This is a genomic window from Acinetobacter sp. AB03 (genome assembly GCF_058107045.1).
Genome location: NZ_JBUEBA010000002.1, coordinates 1,353,116 through 1,377,409 on the forward strand (window position 1 = coordinate 1,353,116; position 24,294 = coordinate 1,377,409).

The 24,294-nt window shown below is 42.0% G+C and carries 21 protein-coding genes; 11 read left to right on the forward strand and 10 right to left on the reverse strand.

Features of this window, described 5'->3' with window-relative positions:
* Nucleotides 1–126: 126 nt before the first annotated feature.
* Nucleotides 127–363, forward strand: coding sequence for a hypothetical protein (locus tag ACY3FQ_RS06910; protein WP_489774397.1), 237 nt, complete (start codon nucleotides 127–129; stop codon nucleotides 361–363).
* 68 nt (nucleotides 364–431) lie between these two features.
* On the opposite strand, the gene bioB is transcribed toward ACY3FQ_RS06910, so the two are convergent.
* Entirely contained in the window at nucleotides 432–1,421 is a 990-nt protein-coding gene (gene bioB / locus ACY3FQ_RS06915) for a biotin synthase BioB (protein WP_004981788.1), read from the reverse strand.
* Between the two features lie 301 nt (nucleotides 1,422–1,722).
* Nucleotides 1,723–2,817 carry a tRNA epoxyqueuosine(34) reductase QueG gene (queG, locus tag ACY3FQ_RS06920; RefSeq protein WP_489773742.1) on the reverse strand — a complete coding sequence of 365 codons (1,095 nt, stop codon included), beginning with the start codon at nucleotides 2,815–2,817 and terminating at the stop codon, nucleotides 1,723–1,725.
* A 22-nt stretch (nucleotides 2,818–2,839) separates the two neighbouring features.
* Here queG and ACY3FQ_RS06925 point away from each other — a divergent pair, with 22 nt between their 5' ends.
* Nucleotides 2,840–4,309: an NAD(P)H-hydrate dehydratase gene (locus tag ACY3FQ_RS06925; RefSeq protein ID WP_489773743.1), complete on the forward strand. Its 1,470-nt coding sequence runs from the start codon at nucleotides 2,840–2,842 to the stop codon at nucleotides 4,307–4,309.
* Nucleotides 4,306–4,584 (forward strand): acylphosphatase, encoded by a 279-nt coding sequence (locus ACY3FQ_RS06930; protein WP_489773744.1) that lies wholly within the window; start codon nucleotides 4,306–4,308, stop codon nucleotides 4,582–4,584. Before ACY3FQ_RS06925 ends, ACY3FQ_RS06930 begins: the two co-directional genes overlap by 4 nt.
* 67 nt (nucleotides 4,585–4,651) lie before the next feature.
* Here ACY3FQ_RS06930 and slyD read toward each other — a convergent pair whose 3' ends face one another.
* From slyD to ACY3FQ_RS06945, 3 genes are all read right to left on the reverse strand, one after another.
* Nucleotides 4,652–5,134, reverse strand: coding sequence for a peptidylprolyl isomerase (slyD, locus tag ACY3FQ_RS06935; protein WP_004696728.1), 483 nt, complete (start codon nucleotides 5,132–5,134; stop codon nucleotides 4,652–4,654).
* 139 nt (nucleotides 5,135–5,273) lie between these two features.
* Nucleotides 5,274–6,575 carry an NAD(P)/FAD-dependent oxidoreductase gene (locus ACY3FQ_RS06940; protein WP_489773745.1) on the reverse strand — a complete coding sequence of 434 codons (1,302 nt, stop codon included), beginning with the start codon at nucleotides 6,573–6,575 and terminating at the stop codon, nucleotides 5,274–5,276.
* A 125-nt stretch (nucleotides 6,576–6,700) separates the two neighbouring features.
* Nucleotides 6,701–8,011 (reverse strand): D-alanyl-D-alanine carboxypeptidase PBP6B, encoded by a 1,311-nt coding sequence (locus tag ACY3FQ_RS06945; protein WP_489773746.1) that lies wholly within the window; start codon nucleotides 8,009–8,011, stop codon nucleotides 6,701–6,703.
* 179 nt (nucleotides 8,012–8,190) lie between these two features.
* On the opposite strand from ACY3FQ_RS06945, the gene ACY3FQ_RS06950 reads away from it, so the two are divergent.
* Nucleotides 8,191–9,900 (forward strand): M61 family metallopeptidase, encoded by a 1,710-nt coding sequence (locus ACY3FQ_RS06950; RefSeq protein ID WP_489773747.1) that lies wholly within the window; start codon nucleotides 8,191–8,193, stop codon nucleotides 9,898–9,900.
* 80 nt (nucleotides 9,901–9,980) lie between these two features.
* Here the strand turns inward: ACY3FQ_RS06950 and uraH are convergent, their stop codons facing one another.
* A complete protein-coding gene (uraH, locus tag ACY3FQ_RS06955; RefSeq protein WP_184119219.1) occupies nucleotides 9,981–10,379 on the reverse strand; it encodes a hydroxyisourate hydrolase in 399 nt (132 codons plus the stop codon).
* A gap of 513 nt (nucleotides 10,380–10,892) precedes the next feature.
* On the opposite strand from uraH, the gene ACY3FQ_RS06960 reads away from it, so the two are divergent.
* The 3 genes from ACY3FQ_RS06960 (at nucleotide 10,893) to ACY3FQ_RS06970 (ending at nucleotide 14,252) form a co-directional block, all read left to right on the forward strand.
* Entirely contained in the window at nucleotides 10,893–13,124 is a 2,232-nt protein-coding gene (locus ACY3FQ_RS06960) for an NADP-dependent isocitrate dehydrogenase (protein ID WP_004696733.1), read from the forward strand.
* Nucleotides 13,125–13,295: 171 nt separating this feature from the next.
* Complete coding sequence (locus tag ACY3FQ_RS06965; protein ID WP_489773748.1) at nucleotides 13,296–13,655, forward strand: hypothetical protein; 360 nt, start codon at nucleotides 13,296–13,298, stop codon at nucleotides 13,653–13,655.
* Between the two features lie 45 nt (nucleotides 13,656–13,700).
* Nucleotides 13,701–14,252 (forward strand): M23 family metallopeptidase, encoded by a 552-nt coding sequence (locus ACY3FQ_RS06970; protein ID WP_489773749.1) that lies wholly within the window; start codon nucleotides 13,701–13,703, stop codon nucleotides 14,250–14,252.
* 204 nt (nucleotides 14,253–14,456) lie between these two features.
* Here the strand turns inward: ACY3FQ_RS06970 and ACY3FQ_RS06975 are convergent, their stop codons facing one another.
* Nucleotides 14,457–15,659, reverse strand: a complete 1,203-nt coding sequence (locus ACY3FQ_RS06975) for a YbfB/YjiJ family MFS transporter (RefSeq protein WP_489773750.1) — start codon at nucleotides 15,657–15,659, stop codon at nucleotides 14,457–14,459.
* Nucleotides 15,660–15,767: 108 nt separating this feature from the next.
* On the reverse strand, nucleotides 15,768–16,373 hold the full coding sequence (locus ACY3FQ_RS06980; protein WP_489773751.1) for a flavin reductase family protein: 606 nt from the start codon (nucleotides 16,371–16,373) through the stop codon (nucleotides 15,768–15,770).
* Nucleotides 16,374–16,532: 159 nt separating this feature from the next.
* Between ACY3FQ_RS06980 and ACY3FQ_RS06985 the strand changes: the two genes are divergently transcribed.
* The 3 genes from ACY3FQ_RS06985 to ACY3FQ_RS06995 all read left to right on the forward strand — a co-directional run bounded on the left by ACY3FQ_RS06985 (nucleotide 16,533) and on the right by ACY3FQ_RS06995 (nucleotide 21,824).
* Nucleotides 16,533–17,921, forward strand: coding sequence for an L-cystine transporter (locus ACY3FQ_RS06985; protein WP_489773752.1), 1,389 nt, complete (start codon nucleotides 16,533–16,535; stop codon nucleotides 17,919–17,921).
* A gap of 151 nt (nucleotides 17,922–18,072) precedes the next feature.
* Complete coding sequence (locus tag ACY3FQ_RS06990) at nucleotides 18,073–18,900, forward strand: PhzF family phenazine biosynthesis protein (RefSeq protein WP_126036881.1); 828 nt, start codon at nucleotides 18,073–18,075, stop codon at nucleotides 18,898–18,900.
* A gap of 146 nt (nucleotides 18,901–19,046) precedes the next feature.
* Nucleotides 19,047–21,824 carry a M16 family metallopeptidase gene (locus tag ACY3FQ_RS06995; protein WP_489773753.1) on the forward strand — a complete coding sequence of 926 codons (2,778 nt, stop codon included), beginning with the start codon at nucleotides 19,047–19,049 and terminating at the stop codon, nucleotides 21,822–21,824.
* A 90-nt stretch (nucleotides 21,825–21,914) separates the two neighbouring features.
* On the opposite strand, the gene ACY3FQ_RS07000 is transcribed toward ACY3FQ_RS06995, so the two are convergent.
* Together ACY3FQ_RS07000 and ACY3FQ_RS07005 are read right to left on the reverse strand one after the other, a co-directional pair.
* Entirely contained in the window at nucleotides 21,915–22,979 is a 1,065-nt protein-coding gene (locus tag ACY3FQ_RS07000) for an amidohydrolase family protein (RefSeq protein WP_489773754.1), read from the reverse strand.
* A 121-nt stretch (nucleotides 22,980–23,100) separates the two neighbouring features.
* Nucleotides 23,101–23,496 carry a DUF3144 domain-containing protein gene (locus ACY3FQ_RS07005; protein WP_004696747.1) on the reverse strand — a complete coding sequence of 132 codons (396 nt, stop codon included), beginning with the start codon at nucleotides 23,494–23,496 and terminating at the stop codon, nucleotides 23,101–23,103.
* A gap of 114 nt (nucleotides 23,497–23,610) precedes the next feature.
* On the opposite strand from ACY3FQ_RS07005, the gene ACY3FQ_RS07010 reads away from it, so the two are divergent.
* Nucleotides 23,611–24,243: a hypothetical protein gene (locus tag ACY3FQ_RS07010; RefSeq protein WP_489773755.1), complete on the forward strand. Its 633-nt coding sequence runs from the start codon at nucleotides 23,611–23,613 to the stop codon at nucleotides 24,241–24,243.
* Nucleotides 24,244–24,294 lie beyond the last annotated feature (51 nt).

Genomic DNA, 24,294 nt, shown 5'->3' on the forward strand with positions numbered 1-24,294 from the left:
ATCATCTTAAGAAAAAGTGAGCGTAGGCTCACTTTTTAATGCCTGTATTTTTTTATGGCTTAGTTCGACTGAATTGACGCAGAACGGCTTACAATAGCCGAATAACAGTGTTAGCGTATACAGATGATGACTAAAAATTTTCAAGCACAGACTTATATTGTCGATGATAATCTGAGTGATACCTTAAGTTGGCTGTGTCAGCATCAAGAGTGTTTTGATTCTTTTCACTATGACGCGATTCGCCAAACCTTAACCGTATGCCATGCCAATGGTGAAGATGAGATATTCCAAGGCGATTATCTGAATGCCAGTTATGGCATTTTAATTACTGCGCATAATTTTGCTCAGTCATCTGAAGGTTAAATAGATAGACATTAAAAAAGCCCCATATTGAAATAAGGGGCTTTTTTGTGCTTAGCAGATATTAAGTATCAGCTTGCCATGGCATCTAGACTGAGGTCTGCCACTGTTGGTTTTGGCTTTTCTGCCACTAAACCTAATTTGGTGAACAGTTGACGGTCTTTTCCTTCGCCTGCATTTGGTGTGGTCAGTAGTTTCTCACCTGAGAACAACGAGTTTGCACCCGCCATAAATGCAAGAGCTTGGTCTGAGTCAGAAAGTGCTTCACGACCTGCAGATAGGCGGATATAGCTGTGCGGCATGATAATGCGCGCAACTGCAATGGTACGAATCCATTCCGTCACATCGAGTTTTTCAACATCTGCCAGTGGCGTGCCTTCAATTGGAACCAACATGTTGATTGGCACAGATTCTGGGTGAATTGGCATGGTTGCAAGCTCTTGCAATAAACCAATACGGTCTTCTTTCTTTTCACCTAGACCAACGATACCACCGCTACACACTTTCATACCTGCTTGACGGACATATTCTAAGGTATTTAAACGGTCGTCAAAGGTACGTGTACTAATAATATGTGAATAATACTCGCGTGAAGTGTCGAGGTTATGGTTGTAATAATCTAAACCTGCATCTTTTAAACGTCCAGCTTGAGACTCATTCAGCATCCCTAAAGTCATGCAAGTCTCTAAACCAAGAGCTTTCACTTCTTTAACCATTTCTAGTACATAAGGCATGTCACGTTCATGTGGGTTACGCCAAGCTGCACCCATACAAAAACGAGATGAGCCTGAGGCTAAAGCTTCTTTGGCTTCTGAAATAACTTTGTCTACAGCAATTCGCTTTTCAGCTTCAAGTTTTGAGTCATAACGTGCTGACTGAGAACAATACTTACAGTCTTCAGGACATTTTCCTGTTTTAATCGACAATAAAGTGCTGACTTGAATGGTATTGGCTTGGAAATGTTGGCGATGTACGGTCTGCGCTTGAAAGACGAGATCAAGAAAAGGCTGATCATACAAAGCTTCGATTTCTTCACGCGTCCAATCATTGCGTAGGTTCATAATGGCGATCCATTTTTAATTCTAACTTGTATACATCATACATTTAACGTGCCAACTTAAAAGGCATTATTGCTCAGTTTTAATAGTATCTCCCGATTATGTTTTTAATTTTATCTTTTTATGAGATTGTAAAAATAGTTGCAAAGTTGAGCGATTTTTCGGAAATTTGGCCGCAAAATTCTATTTATTTAGATTTTGAGTTACACTGAAAATGCAGCTAAATAGATAAAATAAATAAAATTATGCAAGCAAATGGCTATTTGATTGAACTTTTATTGATTGAGTCTGTTTGAAGCAAGTATTAGTGCTTTTTCATCAGTTGCTCTTTGGTGGCCCAGTCAATATGGACTTGCACAATATCGTTAAGCTCTGGGCGAGAAGCTTGTAATTGCTGCAATATTTCATCTGAAAATGGTGCATTACCTAGACCAATCGCGACGTTACGCATAAAGCTTTGGTAGCCTGTACGACGTAGGGGACTCCCTTCTGTATTTGCCATAAAGGTGTTTTCATCCCATTGCCAAAGGTCAATCAGTTGAATGTCATCCAAGCCATGACGCGGGTTAAAATCATCAATTGGTGTGGTTTTGGCAAAGCTATTCCACGGGCAAATGAGCTGGCAGTCATCGCAACCAAACACACGGTTACCAATACCGCGGCGTAGTTCTTCTGGAATAATGCCTTGAAACTCAATAGTTAAATAGGCAATGCATTTACGTGCATCTAATAAATAAGGCTCAACAATGGCTTGGGTCGGGCAAATATCAATACATGCGCTACATGAACCACAGTGTTTGGTGGTGGCTTGGTCAAAAGGTAGCTCTAAAGAGGTAAAGAGTTCGCCTAAGACAAAAAATGAGCCTGATGTTTTATGAATGAGTAAGGTGTGTTTACCGACCCAGCCCATGCCCGCATTTTCAGCCAATGATTTTTCAAAAATGGGTGCTGAGTCTGCAAATGGGCGAGATTCAAAATCACCAACTTTGGCTTTGATTTTCTGAGAAAGGGTCTTTAAACGCCCACGCATGACTTTGTGATAGTCACGTCCGCGTGCATAACGCGCAATGATGGCGCTATTTGGTGCAAAAGGCACAAGACGTGGTTCAGGAACGGCAACTAAATAATCCATACGCACACAAATAATGCTTTTGGTGCCCGGAACAAGCAGTGTTGGATCTGCGCGTTTTTCTAAGTTTTCAGCAAGAAAATGCATGTCACCATGATAACCAAGTTCTAAATATTTTTTAAAACGCGGCAATTCAGCTTGAGCATCTGGTTTGGCGATGACACAATCAGAAAACCCCAAAGCCAGTGCTTCAGCTTTAATCCAAGCCTTAAGCTGCTCTGGATCATATTGATCTACAGGGATTTTTGAGGAAGATGTGGATGTTGTCATAACCAAGAACAAAGGAAAAATCATGCATCAGCAAGTGTACCACAGCAGCGAGATTCAAGCATGGGAAGCGCGTTGGTTCGCGCAGCAAAATAGTGCTTATGGGTTGATGCAACAAGTCGCATGGGCAACAACTGAACAGATGCTGCCTAGGCTTAAACAGCAGCAGGTCAAAAGCGTTGCGGTGTGTTGTGGTCAAGGCAACAATGCAGGTGATGGTTACTTGATTGCATCGTATCTAGCAGTGCAAGGTTATGACGTTGAAATTTATGCAGCTGCTTTGGGAGAGTCTACTTCACTGCAACAAGCACATGCAGCAGCTGTGCAACAGGGGATAATGATTCATACCGGTTTTACTTTTCAACATTCATATGATGCCTATATTGATGCTTTGTTTGGCATTGGGTTAAACCGTGAACTGAGTTCAGACTGGCAAGCGGTCATTCGACAGATCAATAGACAAACAGGCTTAAAAATTGCCGTTGATATTCCAAGTGGTTTACAGGCCAACACGGGCCAAGCTTTACCTTGTGCAGTTATCGCCGATTATACTTTTACGGCTCTCGGCCTAAAGGTAGGTTTATTTACTGGACAGGGTAAAGCATTTTCAGGAGAGGTCACGCTTATTTCGCTACTTCCTGTAGACAGTGCTTTAAAACCTTTGGCTTCACTTGCTCCACAGCATGTGCAGCTTGTACCGCGTCAAGCCTTTGGACATAAAGGAAGTTATGGGCATGTACTGGTGATTGGGGGGCATGCACAGATGGGTGGTGCGGTGATATTAGCCGCAGAAGCAGCCTTTCATACGGGTGCAGGCAAGGTGACGGTGGTGTGTGATGCAAAACACCATACTGCGATTTTAGCCCGTGCACCGAATATTATGCTGCGTGATATTAACCAAATGTCCATACAAGAGCGTGAAGCGTTGGTGGCACATGTGGATGCAATCAGTTTTGGTATGGGCTTGGGAAGAGACTCGTGGGCTCAGCAGCAGTTTGATGCATGGTTTCCACTCATTCAAACCAGTGCTTTGCAGTTGGTATTAGATGCAGATGCTTTATGGTTTTTGGCTGAGAAGCCAGTAAAGCTTGGCAAACAGGTGTACGCAACACCGCATCCTGGCGAGGCAGCGACTTTGCTCGGTATTAGTACCTCAGCGGTGGAGTCTGACCGTATTGCCGCGATTTATGCTTTACAAAAAAAATATGCAGGACAATGGGTGCTGAAAGGTTCAGGAAGCTTGATTTTAGATACGCAACTCTGGATTTGTACCGCAGGTAATCCGGGGATGGGGACAGGTGGAATGGGTGATGTATTGGCAGGCATGATTGCCAGTTTAAAAGCACAGTTGCAAGATGACATTGCGTTACATCAAATTGTGATCTTGCATGCCCAAGCAGGTGACCTTTTGGCTCAGCAAGGTGAACGTGGTTTACAAGCGCAGCAAATGAGTCAGGCTATTTATACGGTCGTGAACCGAGAGCATACGGTATGAAAGCAGTAAAACTGACCATATCGGGAAAAGTTCAGGGTGTTGGATATCGACGTTGGTTTGCACAATATGCTGTTGCTTTAGGTTTAAAGGGTTATGTAATGAATTTGGATTCAGGTGCAGTTGAAGCGTTGCTTTTGGGTCATGATGGTGTGGTTGCCGAACTGGTGAATCGCGCTAAAGTCGGGCCAACTCATGCGGTAGTCACGGATGTGGTCATTGTAGAACTTGCTTCAGGACAGCAAACATTTACAGATTTTCAAATACGTCGCGAATGATCAAGTATGCAAAAATAAAAAAAGGGCGGAAGTTAAACTTTCGCCCTTTTTTTAAGATTGTTAAATCTTAGTGGTGGTGACCACCAGCACCGTGCGCATGGCCGTGCTGTAATTCTTCTTCAGTTGCATCGCGGATTTCTACGATTTCAACTTCGAAAGTTAAGTCTTGACCAGCAAGTGGGAAGTTCGCATCAACAATTACGTTTTCGCCTTCAACTGCTTTTACAGTTACGATTTGAACGCCATCATCAGTTTGAGCTTGGAACTGCATACCCGCTTGGATGTTGTCTACGCCTTGGAACATTTGCGCTGGAACTTCTTGAACGAGTTCAGGGTTGTATTCGCCATAACCTTCAGCAGCAGGAACAGTAACAGTGAATTTTTCACCTACAGTTTTGCCTAGCAATGCATTTTCTAAACCTGGGATGATGTTACCTGCGCCGTGCAAATATGCAAGTGGTTCACCTTGTGATTGGTCTAGCGTTTCGCCTTCAGCGTTAGTCAATTTGTAGTTGAAAGAAACCACGTGATCATTTGCGATAGCAGTCATGTTTTTCGTCCATTCATTTAGAATTTAAGGGGTATATCATAAAGTGAAAAGCAGCTTTTGTAGACTAAATTTAGCAAAAAAACTGCATTTTCCACGTTCTTATGGCGTTTTTTTATTAGTGGGGACGCATTTTTAGATTTCAATGCAATTTTATTTTCGGACCGACTTTTTTATTCATCAGGTCTTTTGCGGTCATCAGCCCAGCTTGGGTATAGCCATGTAAGGTGGCCTGATGGAGTCGATATAAAGAAACATACATGGTTTTTGCCAGCACGCCTTGCACATTGACTTGGCCCAGTAGTTCGCCGACAGCTTTATATTGACTGAGGGAAACCAAAGAGCCTTTGTCAGAAAATTTAAACATCGGCAAAGACTGATCACGAATGCGTGCTTTAAGCGCTCGAAGCAAAAAGGCCGCTTGTTGGCTCGCCACTTGAGCACGTGGGCCAAGGACTGGTTCATCGGCTGCGGGCTGGCAGTGGGCGCAATCACCAAAGGCAAAAATGTTGGGGTCGGAACGGGTTTGCAAAGTTGCATAGACTTTAAGACGTCCAATCGCATCTTTTTGAAAGCCTTCAAGCGCATTTAAAACGACAGGCGCTTTGATGCCCGCTGCCCAAACTTTAAGATCGGCATCGATTTGTGAGCCATTGGCAAAATAGACATGGTCTTTATCTAACTTGGCAACACGGTGATGGGTGAGGACTTCAACGCCAAGCTTTTCCAATTGGGTATGTGTGTGTGTTGCCATTTTAGTGGATAGGGCGGGAAGAATACGATCCGCTGCTTCAATCAAGGTCACTTTGACTTTATTTGGGTCAATTTTATTGAGACCGTATTTAAAAAAAGTACTTTTCGCATGGACCAATTCGGCTGCAAGCTCGACTCCTGTGGCACCTGCACCAATAATCGCAATATTTAGTGCGCGTGTTTCAGGGCGGTTTTGTGCATCTAAATACAAATGTAGAAGGTCTTGCTGGAAAATTTCAGCTTGCTGGCGACTGTCGAGGAAGTGGCAGTAATGTTTAGCACCTTCGGTCGAAAAGTCGTTAGAGGTCGAACCGACTGCTAGGACTAAGGTGTCGTAGTTGAGTTCAAACTGTGTGGTTTCCGTGCTTTGTTTGGCATATTGGCGTGCTTCAAGTTTTACTTGTTTATGTTCTTGGTCTAAGCCGACAAAACGACCCAAAACAAACTCATAGTGATGTTTAGACGCATGTGCAAAATAATTAATTTCTTCAACACTTGGGTTGAGTGTACCTGCCGCAATTTCGTGGAGTAAGGGTTTCCAGATGTGGGTGAGGTTTTGATCGACGAGGGTGATTTTCACCCACTTGGATTTTGCGAAGCTGTCACCGAGTTGCGTTGCTAACTCTAGACCACCAGCTCCACCGCCAATAATAACAATATGGTGTGGCACTTGTTCTGTTTGTACAGCCATATAAAGCAACCTATTTATTATTAAAAAAAAGAAGATGACATTGAATATGCCATCTTCTTGATTTATTGATAATTAGATTGTCTTACAAGTTACATAAAGTATAAAACTCGGAATACTGCTCGAACTTAACCGAGTGTATAGGTTTTTACTTTAGGTTCATCGCTTGATAAAAATGGAAACAAGCCTTTGAACCAAAACATTAGTCGCTGGAAAATATTGGCTTCTTCAATTTGTACATCTTCTTCAATGGTAAACGTTTGAATGAGCTGATTGTTTTGATAAACCTGCACTTTCGCCAGTTGCATCACTTCAGCCAGCGGAGCGGTCAGCTTGTTTTGTAACACTTCAATATTGAAATGCGTTTTTGTAGACTCTAATGGATCAATGCGTTGAATAGTGCCATTGCCTGTATTGAGCATAATGCGTTGGTTGGTCTGGTCAAAGGCATGTAAGTCAATGGCATATGGTTGCTCGTACAATGATGTGGTCACAATTTTCGGTTGCTTACTTTCCACTTTGAACATTTTCAATGTCGATTTGACTACAGGCAGTTCTGCGATAATTTGCTTATCTTTCAGTGCAACTTCATTGCGAGTATAGGTATAAGACAAATTCATGAGATTGTGAGCAACTTCAGCGCGTTTTGCTGCACTTTCTGTACCTAAAACGATGACCACCAAACGACGGTTTGGATTATCTGTATTCATGGTCGGGCGGTTTGCTGTCAGTGCTAAATTGTATCCCGCTGCTTTGGTATAACCTGTTTTTAAGCCATCTACTGTCGGGTCTTGTTTTAACAGAATATTGGTTGCACGGTGAAAGCGTTGGTTATAGCTAAAACTTTGCTGTTTTGAATAGTATAAATAGTCTGGCGTTTCATTCACTAAGGCTTGGCCTAATAGCGCTAAATCATGTGCGGTCGAATAGTGCTCTGGCATGGTGATACCCGCAGGGTTTTGGAAATGCGTTTCAGTCATTCCCAGTGCTTTGGCTTCTTGGTTCATTCGTGCAACAAAGTTTGGAATATCACCAGAGATGCGTTCCGCTAAAGTCACTGCTGCGTCGTTGGCAGACATGACCACTAAACCCGCTAAAAGCTGATCCACAGAAATCTGTTCACCTTGTTTTAAGTACATTTGGGACTCATCCCACATCACCGTACTGACCACAGGTGTTGCGGTAAGAATTTCGCTCTTATTGAGCTTCCCTGCATTAATTTCTTTGAGTGCAATATAAGCCACCATCATTTTGGTGAGCGAAGCGGGCGCACGTTGAACATGACTATTATGCTCTGCAATGACTTGCCCCGATTGGCTGTCAAAAACTGTCCAAGCTTGAGCTTCAACTGTTTCAGGAACAATGTTGAGCAATGCCGCTTGAGTGAAACTTGAACATAAGGCGAAGAGTGTAGCGATGAAGTAGATGACAGCTTTCAATGAAATTCCCTAACCAAGCCATTCCGTGACTTTTAAACTTAAAACAGCTGCAAATGCTATGCCTTTTTTACTTCAATGACCAGTCAAAAATGCAGACAAATGTGACTGTGACGCAAAACTGGCGTAAATAATGCTAAGCTAAGTTATAACTCATTTCATTTTATTTTGTATCGCCCATTATGTTGCATTATCAGATCGAATTTGACGATTATCGTCAACACCTTATACACGTGACTTTACGTTTTGTAGCAGACCCAACACAGGTACTTTCATTACCGACTTGGATTCCGGGTAGTTACCTCATTCGCGAGTTTTCAAAGCATATAGAGTCGGTTCGTGCTTATGATGAAGAAGGGCGTTTGTTAGAAATTCAAAAATTTGAAAAGAATAAATGGCGTCTTTTTAATACCGACCATGAATTGATTACGGTTGAGTATGATGCCTATGCCTATGCCTATGATCTGTCGGTGCGCGGTGCGTATGTAGATCAAACCCGTTTATATGTAAACCCCGCATGTGCTTGCTTAGGTTTGGAGGGTCAAGAGGACAAAGCAGTTGAAGTTGAATTGTTCCTTCCTGATGAGCTAAAACACTTCCAATTGGCCACCGGTATGGCTTCAAAAAGCCTTGTCAAAGGTCGTTTTACTTTAAAAGCCAAAAACTATGCCGAGCTAATTGATGCACCATTTGAGTTGGCAGAACAGACGCGCTTTAGTTTTGAAGCCAATGGCATTCCGCACGAGTTTGTGGTGTCAGGTAAACATGCCATGAATGCTGCACGTATGCAGCAAGACATTGAAAAAATCTGTGCAACAGAAATTTCAATGTTTGGCTCAGCGCCATTTTCAAACTACACCTTTATGACGATGGCGACAGCAAATAGTTATGGTGGTTTGGAGCATCCAAATTCAACCAGCTTGATTAGTCCACGTGAAGACTTACCAAAAGCTAACGAGCCTGAAGAGCCGTCTGAAGACTATCAACGTTTCTTAGGTTTATGTAGTCATGAATACTTCCACTCATGGTTGGTTAAATTCATTCGTCCTGAAAACTTTGTCAATTATGATCTAAATAAAGAAGGCTATACCTCTTTGCTTTGGATTTTTGAAGGTTTCACGTCTTATTATGATGACCTGATTTTGCTACGTAGTGGTGTGATTTCCCAAGCCTCATATATCAAACTACTCAAAACGCAGATTGATCGTTATTTACAAAACCCGGGTCGTTTTGTTCAGTCTGTGTCTGAGTCTAGCTTCGATGCATGGGTGAAATTTTACCGTCAGGATGAAAACTCGAACAATGCAGGCACCAGCTATTACAACAAAGGCTGTTTGGTTGCCCTATGTTTAGACTTAGGTTTGCGCTTACGTGGTTCAAGCCTAGACGCGCTTATGCGTAAACTTTATGAGAACGCGCAAAAGGGCATACAAGTACATGAGCGTACGATTGTAGAGCTGTGTAATGAGCTGACGGGTGATAACTGGATTGAGCAAATCAATCACTTAATTAACACCACCGATGAGTTGCCGCTGGATCAACTTTTCCCTGAGTTTGGTTTAAGCTATAGCCTGAAAAATAATAAGTCATTACCGTTAGGTTTAAAGCTTGTAGATAAGCCAGAAGGCGTGTTGGTGCAAAGCGCACGTCGTGATGGTGCTGCTGCTCAAGCTGGCCTTTCTACCCATGATGTGATCATTGCGATTGATGGTCTCAAAGCAACGGTGAAACTGGTAGAAAAGTATGCCAAGCAAGAAGGTACGTATAACATTTTGGCATTCCGCCGTGATGAGTTGATGAGCTTTGACGTAAAAGCTGCTGGCTCAGAGCTGACTGAAGTTGAATTAAAAGTTGAAGACCAAGTGAAAGCAGAGAAGTGGTTCAAGGCTTAATCCCTAAGCCACTTTATTTGATTCTGTTGAGATAAAAACCGATGCCTAGACATCGGTTTTTTATGCGCTTATTTATTGCACTAGCTACCACGGTAAGTGGAATAGCCATATTGGCTAATTAACAGCGGGATATGGTAATGATCTAATGAGCCATCAATTACAAATACCACGGGCACTTCTGGAAAGAATGAGCGCTGATTTTTTTGGCGAAACCAATCACCCGTTTTAAAGGTAACTTTGTATACACCTTTTTGTAAGGCCGCATCTTTGGGATATAAATCATTGATTCGACCTTGGTCATCGGTCGTACTTGAGCTGATTTCTGTCCATTTATCATTTTGTTGGGCTTCAAGTGTCACTTTGACATTGGCAGAAGGGAGACCATTTTCCAAATTCAGCACATGAACGCTCAATGGATTTTGAGCAAAACACCAAGAAGAAAAACCAAGTCCAATGAGTGGGAGTAGCATTTTTAGCATTGAATTGACCCTTACCGTTGCAGAAAAAAGATTCAGTTTAACCAACCATATAAAAATCATAGGTTTAAAAATGTAAAAAATGAGGAGTACGCGTAGAGGGTTTATGTATCAATATTTAAGCTGCAGCATGTCGAATGGCTCTGCCGATTTAAATTTAGCGCTGAGAAAAGTCATTCTGATGCATGTAGGGCTACAAGACTGTAAAACGATTTGAAGACTGTATTATGTGAAAAGTATCTGTTGTTGTGGCTTAAATGAGGTAAATAACACATTTCGCTAAAAAATTTGTTTATTTGCTAAGCAAAAGCTAAAGCCTTGTGGAAAGGCGTGTTTTTGAAAAACGAAGGCTGTAGTGGTATTTTCTGGCGAAATGTCGTTATCACTGGATATTACGTTGACTGTAAAGCCCTGAGGGACGATACTTTCAGGGTTTTATTCAAGCACATCGGTTCGCAGGGGTTGAGCCAGAAGCTCATCACCCTAAAAAACTCAATCTAACGCAAGGGGCTATATATGGCTGGTGGAAAGTCAACCATCATTTACACACTGACCGACGAGGCGCCATTGCTAGCGACTTATTCGCTACTGCCGATCATTGAGACCTTTACTAAACCTGCTGGTGTAGAGATCGTTAAAACTGATATCTCTGTTGCCGCACGTGTTCTCGCAGAATTCTCTGAATACCTAAAAGAAGAGCAAAAAGTCCCAGACAATCTTGCAGAACTAGGTCGTCTTACTCAAGATCCAGATACTAATATCATCAAACTCCCGAATATTAGTGCCTCTGTTGCTCAGTTAACAGCATGTATCAAAGAGCTTCAATCAAAAGGCTACGCGATTCCTGACTATCCTGAAAACCCAACCACTGAAGATGAAAAAGCGCTTAAAGCACGCTATGGCAAATGTCTTGGTTCAGCTGTAAACCCTGTATTGCGTGAAGGTAACTCTGACCGTCGTGCACCAGCTGCAGTGAAAAACTATGCGAAAAAACACCCGCACTCTATGAGCGAGTGGAAGCAATGGTCTCAAACTCACGTTTCTCACATGGATGAAGGCGACTTCTACCACGGTGAAAAATCGATGACTTTAGACCGTGCACGTAATGTGAAAATGGAACTCATCACCAAGTCTGGTGAAACGATTGTTCTGAAGTCAAAAGTTGCACTTCAAGACGGCGAAATCATTGACTCAATGTTCATGAGCAAGAAAGCGCTTTGCGATTTCTATGAAAAAGAACTTGATGATTGTAAAGAAGCGGGCATTTTGTTCTCTTTACACGTGAAAGCAACCATGATGAAAGTTTCACATCCGATCGTTTTCGGTCACTGTGTGAAAATTTACTACAAAGATGCTTTTGAAAAACACGGTAAATTGTTCGATGAGCTAGGCATTAACGTAAACAACGGTATGGCTGGTCTTTACGAGAAGATCGCAACTTTACCGACGTCTTTACGTGAAGAAATCATCGAAGACTTACATGCTTGCCAAGAACACCGTCCTGCACTTGCAATGGTTGATTCGGCGAAAGGCATCACCAACTTCCATTCACCAAACGACGTAATTGTAGATGCTTCAATGCCTGCAATGATTCGTGGTGGCGGTAAAATGTGGGGCGCTGACGGCAAACCTTATGACTGTAAAGCAGTAATGCCTGAGTCAACTTTTGCGCGTATCTACCAAGAAATGATCAATTTCTGTAAGTGGAATGGTAACTTCGATCCACGTACGATGGGTACTGTGCCTAACGTTGGTTTGATGGCACAAAAAGCTGAAGAATACGGTTCGCACGACAAAACTTTCGAAATGTCTGAAGCGGGTGTTGCAAACATCACTGACCTAGAAACTGGCGAAGTGTTGATGACTCAAAATGTTGAGGAAGGCGACATCTGGCGTATGTGTCAGGTGAAAGATGCACCGATTCAAGATTGGGTAAAACTTGCAGTAAACCGTGCTCGTAACTCGGGTATGCCAGCAATCTTCTGGTTAGATCCATACCGTCCGCACGAAAATGAAGTGATCAAGAAAGTACAAAAATACTTGAAAGACCACGACACTGCTGGTTTAGACATTCAGATCATGTCTCAAGTACGTGCAATGCGTTATACACTTGAACGTGTAGCGCGTGGCCTAGATACGATTTCTGTAACGGGTAACATTTTACGTGACTACCTGACTGACTTGTTCCCAATTATGGAATTGGGTACTTCAGCGAAAATGTTGTCTATCGTTCCGTTAATGGCGGGCGGTGGTATGTACGAAACTGGTGCGGGTGGTTCAGCGCCTAAACACGTACAACAGCTTGTTGAAGAAAACCACTTACGTTGGGATTCTTTAGGTGAGTTCTTGGCGCTTGCTGTTTCTTTAGAAGAGCTAGGCATTAAAGAAGATAACGCTCAGGCGAAACTTCTTGCGAAGACTTTAGACCAAGCGACAGGCAAATTACTTGATAACGACAAGTCTCCATCACGTCGTACAGGCGAGCTAGATAACCGTGGCAGCCACTTCTATTTAGCGAAGTTCTGGGCTGAAGCGCTTACTGCACAAGATGAAGATGCTGAGTTGAAAGCGAAGTTTGCTCCACTTGCGAAAGCACTTGCTGAAAACGAAGACAAGATCATTGCTGAACTTGCTCAAGTTCAAGGTCAAGCTGCTGACATCGGTGGTTACTATGCTGTAGATACAGCTAAAGTAAATGCTGTAATGCGTCCAAGCGAGACTTTGAACGCTGCACTTGAAGCGATTTAAGTCAAAACTAAATCGGTAAATTTACCGGTGAAGTGAAAAAAGCCGATGCATATGCGTCGGCTTTTTTTATAGTACTTTATGCTTTCTATTTAAAAAATTTGATGATGTTTTTTAATATCAGATGTTTGTTATAACTATAAATTAATAATGCTTGAGTGATCTAATTGAGATATGAATAAAAAGAGTTTAATTTTTGGGGTAATAGCTACTTTGATTTGGTTTCTAGGAATTTATGTATTCAGTCAAAGTAATAGTTATAATCTGCCTGCAACACTCAATGAATTGGGTGATTTTCTTGCGGGTATTTTTGCACCTATTGCATTCTTTTGGCTAATTTTAGGTTATATACAGCAGGGCAAGCAGTTAGATCAAAATACTAAAGCTTTAGAGCAACAAGAAAAAGCGTTACAACTTCAGATTGATGAGATGAAAGAGGGTGTTAAACAGCAAGCAGAACTTGTTAATATTCAAAAGACGCAATATGAAGAGAGATATCTTTCAATATATGAGGCATTTAGTATGAAAAGGTAACTTTATCTTATTTTAATATCTAAAAATTAGCTGAGTAGTTGAATCATGTCTCGTTTAGTTCTGAGTGGAGCTATTTTAAGTATAAGTCTGCTGATGAGTGGATGTCAGCCGCCGGCTTCGGGTGAAGCAGCGGGTTTGAGTTATCCATATTTATATTGGCAGTTATATAAGACACCTTTAGAGAAAAACTTAAATGTGCCTGTACAAGGTGTAAGCCATAAGCAGATACAAGATACTTGGGGGGCAGCACGTGGTCAGGGACGAAAACATCAAGGTATTGATATCTTCGCTAAACGCGGAACACCTGTCTTAAGTGCTACATCAGGCATTGTCTTGGATGTCGGCCTCAATAGTCTAGGTGGACAAGTAGTATGGATAATGGGACCAAACTTAAGCCGTCACTACTATGCACATTTAGATGCTTATGCACCTGATATTCAAACGGGTGATTGGGTTGAAGTGGGAGAAGTATTGGGCTATGTCGGGAACACTGGCAATGCCAAAAATACGCCACCACATTTGCACTATGGAATTTATAGGACTGGAAAAGGAGCTGTGAATCCTTATCCATATTTAACTTTAAATGCATTGAAATAACAGAGCTTTGATCTAAAACTGTAAAAGTTTGAATGCGTTCATTCTATTGGTTATAGAAGGCACATCAATTGGGTTCTTTTCTTATTCTTAAACCGTACATTTGTAGTATTTAGAGGTAAGTTAAAAATATCACAGGTATTTAACATGGACGGCCCTTTATAACGGAATCTACAACTCTTTTTCGATTTCCTTCTATGTGAAGGATTAAAAGGCCTCTTTTTTAGTTGTTGGATTGGAGGTGGATGTCCTACGGGTAAAGTAAAATAGTTGCAATGTTCCTAAACCGAGAACTCCCGCAGCAAGCATAAACTGAAAGTGATATGACCAACCCAAATGCTGCAAGGTACTAAAACTTAAACCACCGACCAGTTGGACCGTTGCAAAGCTAAGTGTCGCCATACTCCACAACTTTTTATAGGCCAAGCCGTAGAGTTGTAAGATGGTGTAGGAGGTGAGAAAGACCACCGCAGGGTTCAGTAGGCCTGTGAGAAATGAAGACAGGAGCGTAAATATAGGCGAGAAACTCAGAACCGCAATAAAAACTGCCGCAATATAGACACTGTATAAAATCTTTAAAGCGTGAAAGTTGCCAAATTTACGCGCTAAAGCATAAGCTGTCGCTGCACCTAGAGCACTGCCTAAGCCATATAAAATCCAGTTAAAATTGATCCAATATAAATTTAGCGTTAAAACATGGCTTAAGTAATCAATCCAAAACAAAGAATGGGGAATATACGCAAAGGCACTGCAGGCATAAACAATGAGTAAGCTATAGTAAATTTTATTCACTGTATGAGTTTGGGGCTGGCTTGTAGGGATGCTGTGCAGTTGCTTTTGGAAAGGACGAACCAGTATCCATAATAACCATGTAATGACAAATGCAAAGCCACAGAGAATGAACCATGCGCTACTGATTGCAATACGGTTTAAATACGGCATAAACAGCGTGGCTGCCAATACACCAATTCCTATTCCGCTAAATCCAATGAGATTAATTTTAAAACGGTGCTGTAACTCACTGCACTGCGCCACAATACTGGGCGATAGAATCATCAGCAAACCACCGCCGATACCTGAAATGATGCGCCACACCAAATACCAAACTTCGTTAAAATGCGCAAATGCACAGGCAAACAGGCTGATTGAACCAAAGAGCGCAGCAAAAATGATATAGATCGGCATTTTTGCATTTTGTGGCAACTTCATCGCCCAAAATGCGCCGATCAGATAGCCCAGCAGATTGGCGCTACCGAGTAGGCTGGCGAAATTGTGTGACCATTCATAGGCTTCGCGAGTGGACGGCAGTAGAGCGGTATAAGAAAAACGTAAGATGCCAATTCCCAAGCACATACTCAGACAGAGAAAGAGACTAAGTTGTACGGTGCTTGAGAACGTCCTGTTCATCATAATTTGACTATTTGTTTAAAAAATACACTTGAACTATAAGATGAAATTTACAATAAAACAATCGGGTGATGTCCACCTTTAGTCGAGCGGAGTAAAGGCGCAGTCAATTTAATCAGTATCTTTGAGTTGATTGATATCCACTGCATCACCAATGGTATAAAAATGCCCGCCTGCAACATGATGGATGCTTTTCCATTCATCTGCGGCTTCATGGTAGTACCAATGCCCATCTCTAAAAACACGATCATCTGCATAAGCGGCAATGACTTTGCCAATAAATAAGTCATGCTGCTGCTGATTATGCGGTTCAGGAATGAGTTCACACAGAATCCATGCACTACAGCCTTCAACCACTGGAATTGGGCTGTGACCAAACTGAAAAAGTTCGACCCCACACTGACGTAACTTTTCAGGAGCATCATATTGACTGATCATGCCTAGTGCGTAGACCATTTTCAGCTGTTTAAGTGTAGGGACTTGCAGCGCAAACAAACCCGATTTTTCAATGATACTGCGGGTTTTTGTCGATTTATCCAGTACAACCGTCACTTTGGCTGGGCTAAACTCTAGAGCGCATGCCCAAGCCGCGGCCATGACATCGGTGCTTTTATCATCTTGACTGGAAACTAGCACGGTTGGGCCGTGGTTGAGTAGCCGATATGCTTTTTCTAAAGGGACGGGCAGAATGTGAGGATTAAGCAAAGATTGATTCATGTAAAAGAACACTTTAACAGCCGTTTAAATGCTTTATACCACATTCTAAAACTGCCAATTCAGTCTAAATTTGTACATTCAGCGTGGAATATGGCGCAAAACAGTAAGCCCGTTTAAATTTTGATTTATAATTATGACAGCATCATTTAGGGAAACAATATGAATATCCCCTTAATCGTCAATGTCATCATTTTTATTGCATTGCTTTTTTTACTGGGCCAAACCCGTAAAACCGATTGGAGTTTAGCGAAGAAAGTACTGGCAGGTGTCTGTCTTGGTATTGTTTTTGGCCTCGCTTTACATGGGTTTTATGGTACGCATTCGCCTGTACTGCAAGAGTCGGTACAGTGGTTTAATTTGGTCGGTAAAGGCTATGTCAAACTACTACAAATGGTGGTGATGCCTTTGGTATTTGTTTCCATTTTAGGCGCTGTGATTAAGCTGCACGATGCGGGTTCATTGGGTAAAATTAGTTTTATCAGTATTGGGACTTTGTTATTTACCACAGCGATTGCTGCATTTGTCGGTGTGGTGGTGACCAATCTGTTCGGCTTAACTGCGGCAGGTTTAGTGCAAGGGACACAAGAAACTGAACGTTTAAATACGATTCAAACTGACTATGTCGGGCAAGTGGCTGACTTGCAAGTGCCTGATTTATTTCTGTCATTTATTCCGAGCAATCCTTTTGCCGAGCTGACAGGGGCACATCCAACCTCAATTATCAGTGTAGTCATTTTTGCAGTGTTTTTAGGCATTGCAGGCTTGAACCTCATGAAAGCGGATGCTGAGAAAGGGCAAAAACTGTTGTCTGCAATTGACATCTTGCAAGCGTGGGTCATGAAGTTGGTGCGTCTAATTATGATGCTCACGCCTTATGGTGTGTTCGCACTCATGACCAATATTGTGGCCAACTCTAAAATGGCAGACATCTTAAACTTAGGTGGCTTCTTGGTTGCGTCTTATATCGGTTTGGCGATTATGTTTATCGTGCACGCCGTGATTTTGGCGCTCACAGGTGTGAACCCAATTCAGTTCTTTAAAAAGGTTTGGCCTGTGCTGACCTTTGCATTTACCAGCCGTTCAAGTGCTGCGAGTATTCCTTTAAATATTGAAGCGCAAACACGACGTCTGGGCGTACCAGAGTCGATTGCTAGCTTTTCAGCATCATTTGGTACGACCATTGGGCAAAACGGCTGTGCGGGGCTGTATCCTGCAATGTTAGCCGTTATGGTTGCACCGACAGTGGGTATTAATCCACTCGATCCACTTTGGATTTTGACTTTGGTTTGTGTCGTGACCTTGAGCTCGATTGGGGTGGCTGGTGTAGGTGGTGGAGCAACATTTGCAGCACTGATTGTCCTGCCGATGCTGGGCTTGCCTGTGACTTTGGTTGCACTGCTTATTTCAATTGAGCCTTTAATTGATATGGGGCGCACAGCTTTGAATGTGAATGGTTCTATGACCGCAGGTGTCGTGACCAGCCAAGTCTTAGGTCAAACCGATAAGCGTATTTTTGAGCAAGACAATGTAGACTTAAAAGAAGTCTAAGCTGGAAAATTATAGCTTATGAACTGAAAAGAAGCCTATCTTCATGATTAGGCTTCTTTTTATTGGGCGTGTATCCATAAATGACTAAAAACTGTATCTACTTTTTTACTCAGTTTTTTGCAAAATAAAGCTTCAATTTAGGAGAAAAACGATGAAAATGTATCAAGTCGATGCCTTTACAACTGAATTATTTAAAGGTAATCCTGCCGCTGTGATTGTACGGGATGAATGGTTAGCAGTAGATTTGATGCAGAATATTGCCTTGGAAAATAATTTGGCAGAAACGGCTTTTGTGAAAGTCATTGATGCTGAAAACTATGAAATTCGTTGGTTCACTCCTCAGGTTGAAGTGGACTTTTGTGGGCACGCGACTTTAGCCAGTAGTTTCGTCCTGTTTCGGGATTATACCGATGCCAAACGTATCCAGTTTCATGTAAAAGACTTGGGTGTTTTTATCATTGATCAAGACATTGATGGCAAGATTCATATGAATTTTCCAATTCGTGCACCTCAAAAGTTAGAAGACTATCCTGCGGAAATTCATGAATTGGTCGATTGTGAAATTAAAGAAGTCTATTTAAACCCACAGGCTTATATTTTAGTGTGTGAGTCTGAGCAGGCTGTTAAGGATGCCAAACCGAACTTAGATAAAATTCGTCAACTGGCAGAAAAGCATAAAGTCAGTACTGCGATTACTGCTGAAAACTTGGATGTTACCCTGACTTCAACGTCTCAAGACTATGACTATATCGCGCGTTATTTCGCACCGCATAAAGGCATCAATGAAGACCCTGTGACAGGTTCCATGCATACAGGTCTTGCACCACTCTGGGCGGAGAAGTTGGGTAAAACCTCATTGATTGCCTATCAGGCATCGAGCCGTGGTGGATTGCTTTACTGTGATATTCAGTCTGAAACACGGATCCAAATTTCTGGCTATGCCAAGTTATATATGACGGCTGAACTTTACTTGGATTAAGTTTTAATTCTCTTAAATTAAAACTACTGGTGAAAAATAAGCATTGATTAAAATGCTATTTTTCACCAAATTACTATAAAAAAAAATTCACTTTCCTCTATGATGTTGAGAATCATTCATATTTTGTCGAATTATTTGGAAAAATAATGTTAATGCGTTTTAAAACATTGAGTTTGTCGGTATTGCTACTTGGCTTTGGGGGCACAGTATGGGCACAACCCGTATTGGTAAAATCGGAACAGAAAATTGAAGAATATAAATTAGATAACGGTTTACGTATTATTCTTGCGCCAAACGATAAAGAAAATAAAGTGTATATGAATATGGTCTATTTGACTGGTTCATTGAACGATCCCAAAGGTAAGGGCGGTTTAGCGCACCTACTGGAACACTTAGCGTTCAAGGGGACTAAAAATGTTCCAGGGGACGAGTTTCAACGCCGTTTAGATCAATACGGTTTAATGAATAATGCCAGCACGGACTATTATTCAACCAAATATATTAATGTAGTTCGTCCTGAACAAAATGCGATTAATGAGCTGATTCATCTTGAAGCAGAGCGTATGGACGGTTTGGTGCTCCAAGAAAAATATGTACCGTCTGAGATCGCGATTGTAAAACGCGAGCGCGAAGTCCGTATGGATCAGCCTTTTTCAGTGCTCATGGATCAGATGTGGAAGTCCGCTTATGGCAATCAATATTTAGGGCGCTTACCAATTGGTGATCTAAACGAGTTACAGTCCATCAAAATGGCTGAACTGAATAAGTTTTATCGTGACTGGTATGCACCGAATAATGCGGTGTTTGTCATTTCGGGTAAGTTTGATCAAGCTGCTGTACTGAAGCAGATAGATGAAAAGTTTAGTGCGATTAAAGCGCGTGCTGTGCCTGCGAAAGTCAAAGTACCTGTCTTAGATGCCAGTAAGATTAAAGATCGCCAGTTTGTGGTGAAAAAAGGCAGTAACTTAGCCAAATATAATATTTACCTGAATGGTAAAAATGAGAACATTAAGACTGCGCTGGCGGTGTCACCGTATTTATACACCATGCAACCCAGTGGACATTTGTACCAAAGCATTGTAGAAACGGGAACGGCGACAGCTGTTCAGTCGACCACATGGTTAGACCAAGATTTCAATATGGTGTTTATGGGCGCAGTTTATGCCCCCAACCATGATGTGAAACAAGTCGAGTCGGCTTTGGTTAATGGAGTAGAAAAAACACCAAGCTTCAACGAGGTTGAGCTCAACCGTGTGAAGAGCATGATTAAAAATGCCCAAGAAAGCATGTTCAGCAGCGCAACGGCGGTCGGAGGCATGCTCAGTGACTATGTGGTTTCTGCCAATGGTGATTGGACACAATACTTTAAAGATCAGCAACAGTTACAACAGCTCAGCGTTACTGATGTAAACCAACGTTTAGATGACTTTTTAGTACCCGAGCATCGTATTTCAGGCACTATTTTACCGACCCCAGAAGATCAGAAAAAAGCACTTGAACAAGCGGCAGCAGCGACCCCAGCAAAAACTTTAGACCAACAAGACGTTGCTGAAGAACCATTGAAAGATGTCAGTGCGTATAAGGCGGAAGTGGCTGGATATGTAAAAAGCTCAAAGCAATATCTAGAAAGTGCTGAAAAACAAATTCAGCGTGGCAAGTTAAAAAATGGGATGCAATATGCGCTGTACCCAAGTACCACGCGTGATGATAAGACTTATGTCACCATTTCGATTGATTTTGGTACTGCAGAAAGTTTGTTTAATAAAGCAGAGTTATTAGACCTGACTTCTTATTTACTGCTCAGAGCTTCAACTCAATATAGCTTGCAAGATATTGCCGATCATTCGATCGATGCGGGTGGAGGTGCAAGTGCAGCAAGTAATGGCAATGGGATTAATATTTCAATCGTGGCGAAGAAAGAAAAGTTTGATGAATTTTTTAACTTCGTGATCGATGTACTTAAAAATCCAACCTTTGAACAAAGCCAGTTTGATTTGATTAAGTCACAAAGCTTAGCAAGTCTAGACCGACCCTATACTGAACCTGAAACTGTAGCGGCTTTAACCATTGCGCGTTTACTTGAAACTTATCCAATTGGGGATATTCGACATCACTTCGAGCCTGAATATGTCAAGAAGCAGTATCAGGCCGCAACACAAGCTCAGGTTAAACAGTTGTATCAGCAGTTTTTCGCAATGAATCATGCACAAATTTCGGTAACGGGCGTGATTGATACGAAAAAGATGAAAAAGACTTTAAATCAGGCTTTTGCAAACTGGAATTCGGCAGCGCCTTATCAGCGGATTACTTCTGACTTTACTGCATATAAAGCGCAGCGTGTACATGCACTGTCAGAGCAGCGTGAGTTTGGTAGCTATCAGAGCATTATGACGTTCCCTGTAGGCACATACCACCCAGATGCACCTGCTTTACAGGTACTTGAGCACATCTTAGGTGAGTCGCAGTTATCATCTCGTTTGGCGCAAGAGCTACGTGAAAAGAATGCCTTGGTCTATGGTTTTGGCAGCAGCATTTCGTTGGATGACTGGACGGAGTCAGGAGCGCTGACGATTGATGCAAACTATAGCGCAGGCAAATCGGCTCAAGTGTCTCAGGCGGTCTATAAAGTGTTGAATGAGTTACTGGCAAAAGGCGTTACTGAACAGGAAGTGGAAGCTGCCAAGGCCGATATTTTGAAAAAACGTGTGACTGCACTTGAAGATAGTCGCAATATCCATCGCATGTTGATTCCTCAAATGAAGTGTAATCGTACTTTACTGGATCGTGAACAGCGTGATTTAGCATTGGCAAAAATTAGTAAAGCCGATGTTGATGCGGTGATTCAGAAGTATATTAAGCTGGATCAGTTGGTTGAAGTAATGGCTGACCAATACGGCAAAGTGCAACCAGCCTTGAAAAAGTAAAGATTTTAGCTCCCATCTAAAAAGAACCCCTCAATTTTGAGGGGTTCTTTGTATCATAGGTTTTATAAAATACTTTTCTTATTTTTTCAATTAAAGCCGATAAAACTGTTTGGCATTGTGATGGAATACGCGCTCTAAAGCATCAGGGTCATAGGCTGCGACGACATCACTAAAGGCATCGATAATATTCACCAACGATGTACTGACCGAATCCATAGGAAAGTTAGAGGCAAACATCACCCGATAGGTTCCAAAACAGGCGAGGGCATGTGTAATCAAGGGATGCGCAAGGTCAAAGACTTCTTGTTTGGACGCCAGTCGGTCTTCTTTATGAAAACGATGTCCTAATACAGGCATGAAAAGCCCCGACATTTTGGTATAGACGTTTGGACAGCTTGCAAGCTCAGCTAAGTCGTCCTTCCAACGAAAGAGAATATTTTCCCGTGCCGTCTGTGTCATCCCTGTATTTGCACCAATTGGACCAAATAAACCTGCGGGTGTACCCAAATGGTCTAGCACAATGGAAGTTTCAGGGAACTGCTTGGCCAGATAAAACACATCTTCAAGCTGTGTGGAATAAACCCAAGCATCAAAACTCAAGTTGTATTGGGACAGTACTTCGAAACCTTTGAGAAATTTTTTATTGCGATATAACTGTGGCTCATCTGTCCACGCATGGATTGCTTTGTCTTCATGAAAAGACGCCATTTTACGAATACCACGAAAGTGTGGTGAAGCTTTATGGTGTAATTTTAGGATCTTTTTAAAGTTACGATCACGTGGGTCAGCTGTTGCGACAATGCCACCCAATTTGACCGTATCGGCTCCAAAAGCTAAAGACTCAATAAATTGAGTTTCCTCAACCACACCTTTGCCTTTGCTGTGATGCCAACTGGCTTCGACATGTACCACTTGTTCGACTGTGTATGGGCCAGTATCGCGTTTATAGTCTTGGGGCAAATACGGATGTGTAATATGACGGGTTAGACCGATGGTTTCAATCAGGTCTTTAGGTTTCACCAAACGAACCATTTTGTCCAAAAGCTTAGGATGCTTGCCCAATAATTTAACTGCCAAAGCCGCTGCATGTGGCGTGTTATAGGGGTTCCATTGATGGATGTGTGAATCGATGAGTGCAAAGTCCAAATGTTGCATGTTCTTCCCTAAGTCGTATTCCTTAGCGATTACCTTACTGTAAATTGAGGTGTTGCAACATTGTATTTCGTTTCAAATACGACGAAATGAAAAAAGCCTGCACGAAGCAGGCTTGGATTGATCAGTGATCGTGTTTGTGGTCATGCTTGTTGGCATGAAATTCTTCGTTATGACGGAAACGAAGGTAGTTCTCAAACTGTTCACAGTATTCGTCATAGTTGTCTTCAAGCATCATTTGGAACTGCTGCAAAATATAAGACATCACTTGCTCTTTGGCATCACGCATTTCATCGCCATCTTTAAAGTTGTTGGCTGCCACCCACGTGTTAAAACGGGCTGTACCAAACAACATCGCAGCACTCACTTGGCCACGTATTTCAGCAGGTTTCACTTGTGAACCTTTTTCAGTGCGACAAAAATCGTTGGCTTGCTTAATAAATTCATCTGCACGTTCAAAAAAAGCAGCATTCAACGCTTCTTCTTCGGTTACATCTGTTGCTTCAATCTTCTGAACCATGAACTTGTCCTAAAATACATAAATAACTCAGACTGCATTATAGGCAAAGCCTTGCAGAAACTAAACCTTTGCCTTAATCTAAAAATAGCCTAAGCGATAAAATAGAGAATATCCATGCAAGACGCGATTGCTGTACAAAGTTTAAAAAGTGATATTGCATTATTGCGTCAAAACATTTGGCCGCCACAAAATTTAGCCAATGTTGAAGGCTTACCGATCTATTACGGAACGAAAGCAGAGGTTGAGGACTACTACCGCCAGTGGACGGGTTTAATTGAGCGGGCGCAAGACTTGTTCCAACCCTTTATGGAAGAAGAGGTGTTGGATGCAATTCATTTGCCCAGCCATTTGAATTTACCGCTGTTTTATTTTCACGTCGATCGTATTCGGATTAATAAAACCCGCGCCAAAGAATCTAAAAGTTTTCGCGGTATTGCAAGCTTAATCGAAAAATGTGGGCAGTTTGAGCCAGAGCAAGTCCAAGCCATGCGCGCTTGGTTGGACAGCGATGATAACGCTGCCTTGGTTGCGCATAGGGAATTTATTGACCTCAGAACCTATGTGTTTCAGCATGGGCAGAGTGAATATACCCGTACCCGATTTTATGTAAATGGTATCGTGTTAAGTACCGAAGCACACTTTGAACTGGTCGATGCACGAAACAAACCACGTAAGCAGCGCAGTGATAGCTATAACGACCCCTTAGCAGATAACAATACGTGGAAGGTGTACGGAAAGTATCGTTAACTTAAGTGTCGGCAGGAAATTCACTTATAGAAGAGCTTTTCGCTGCTGATC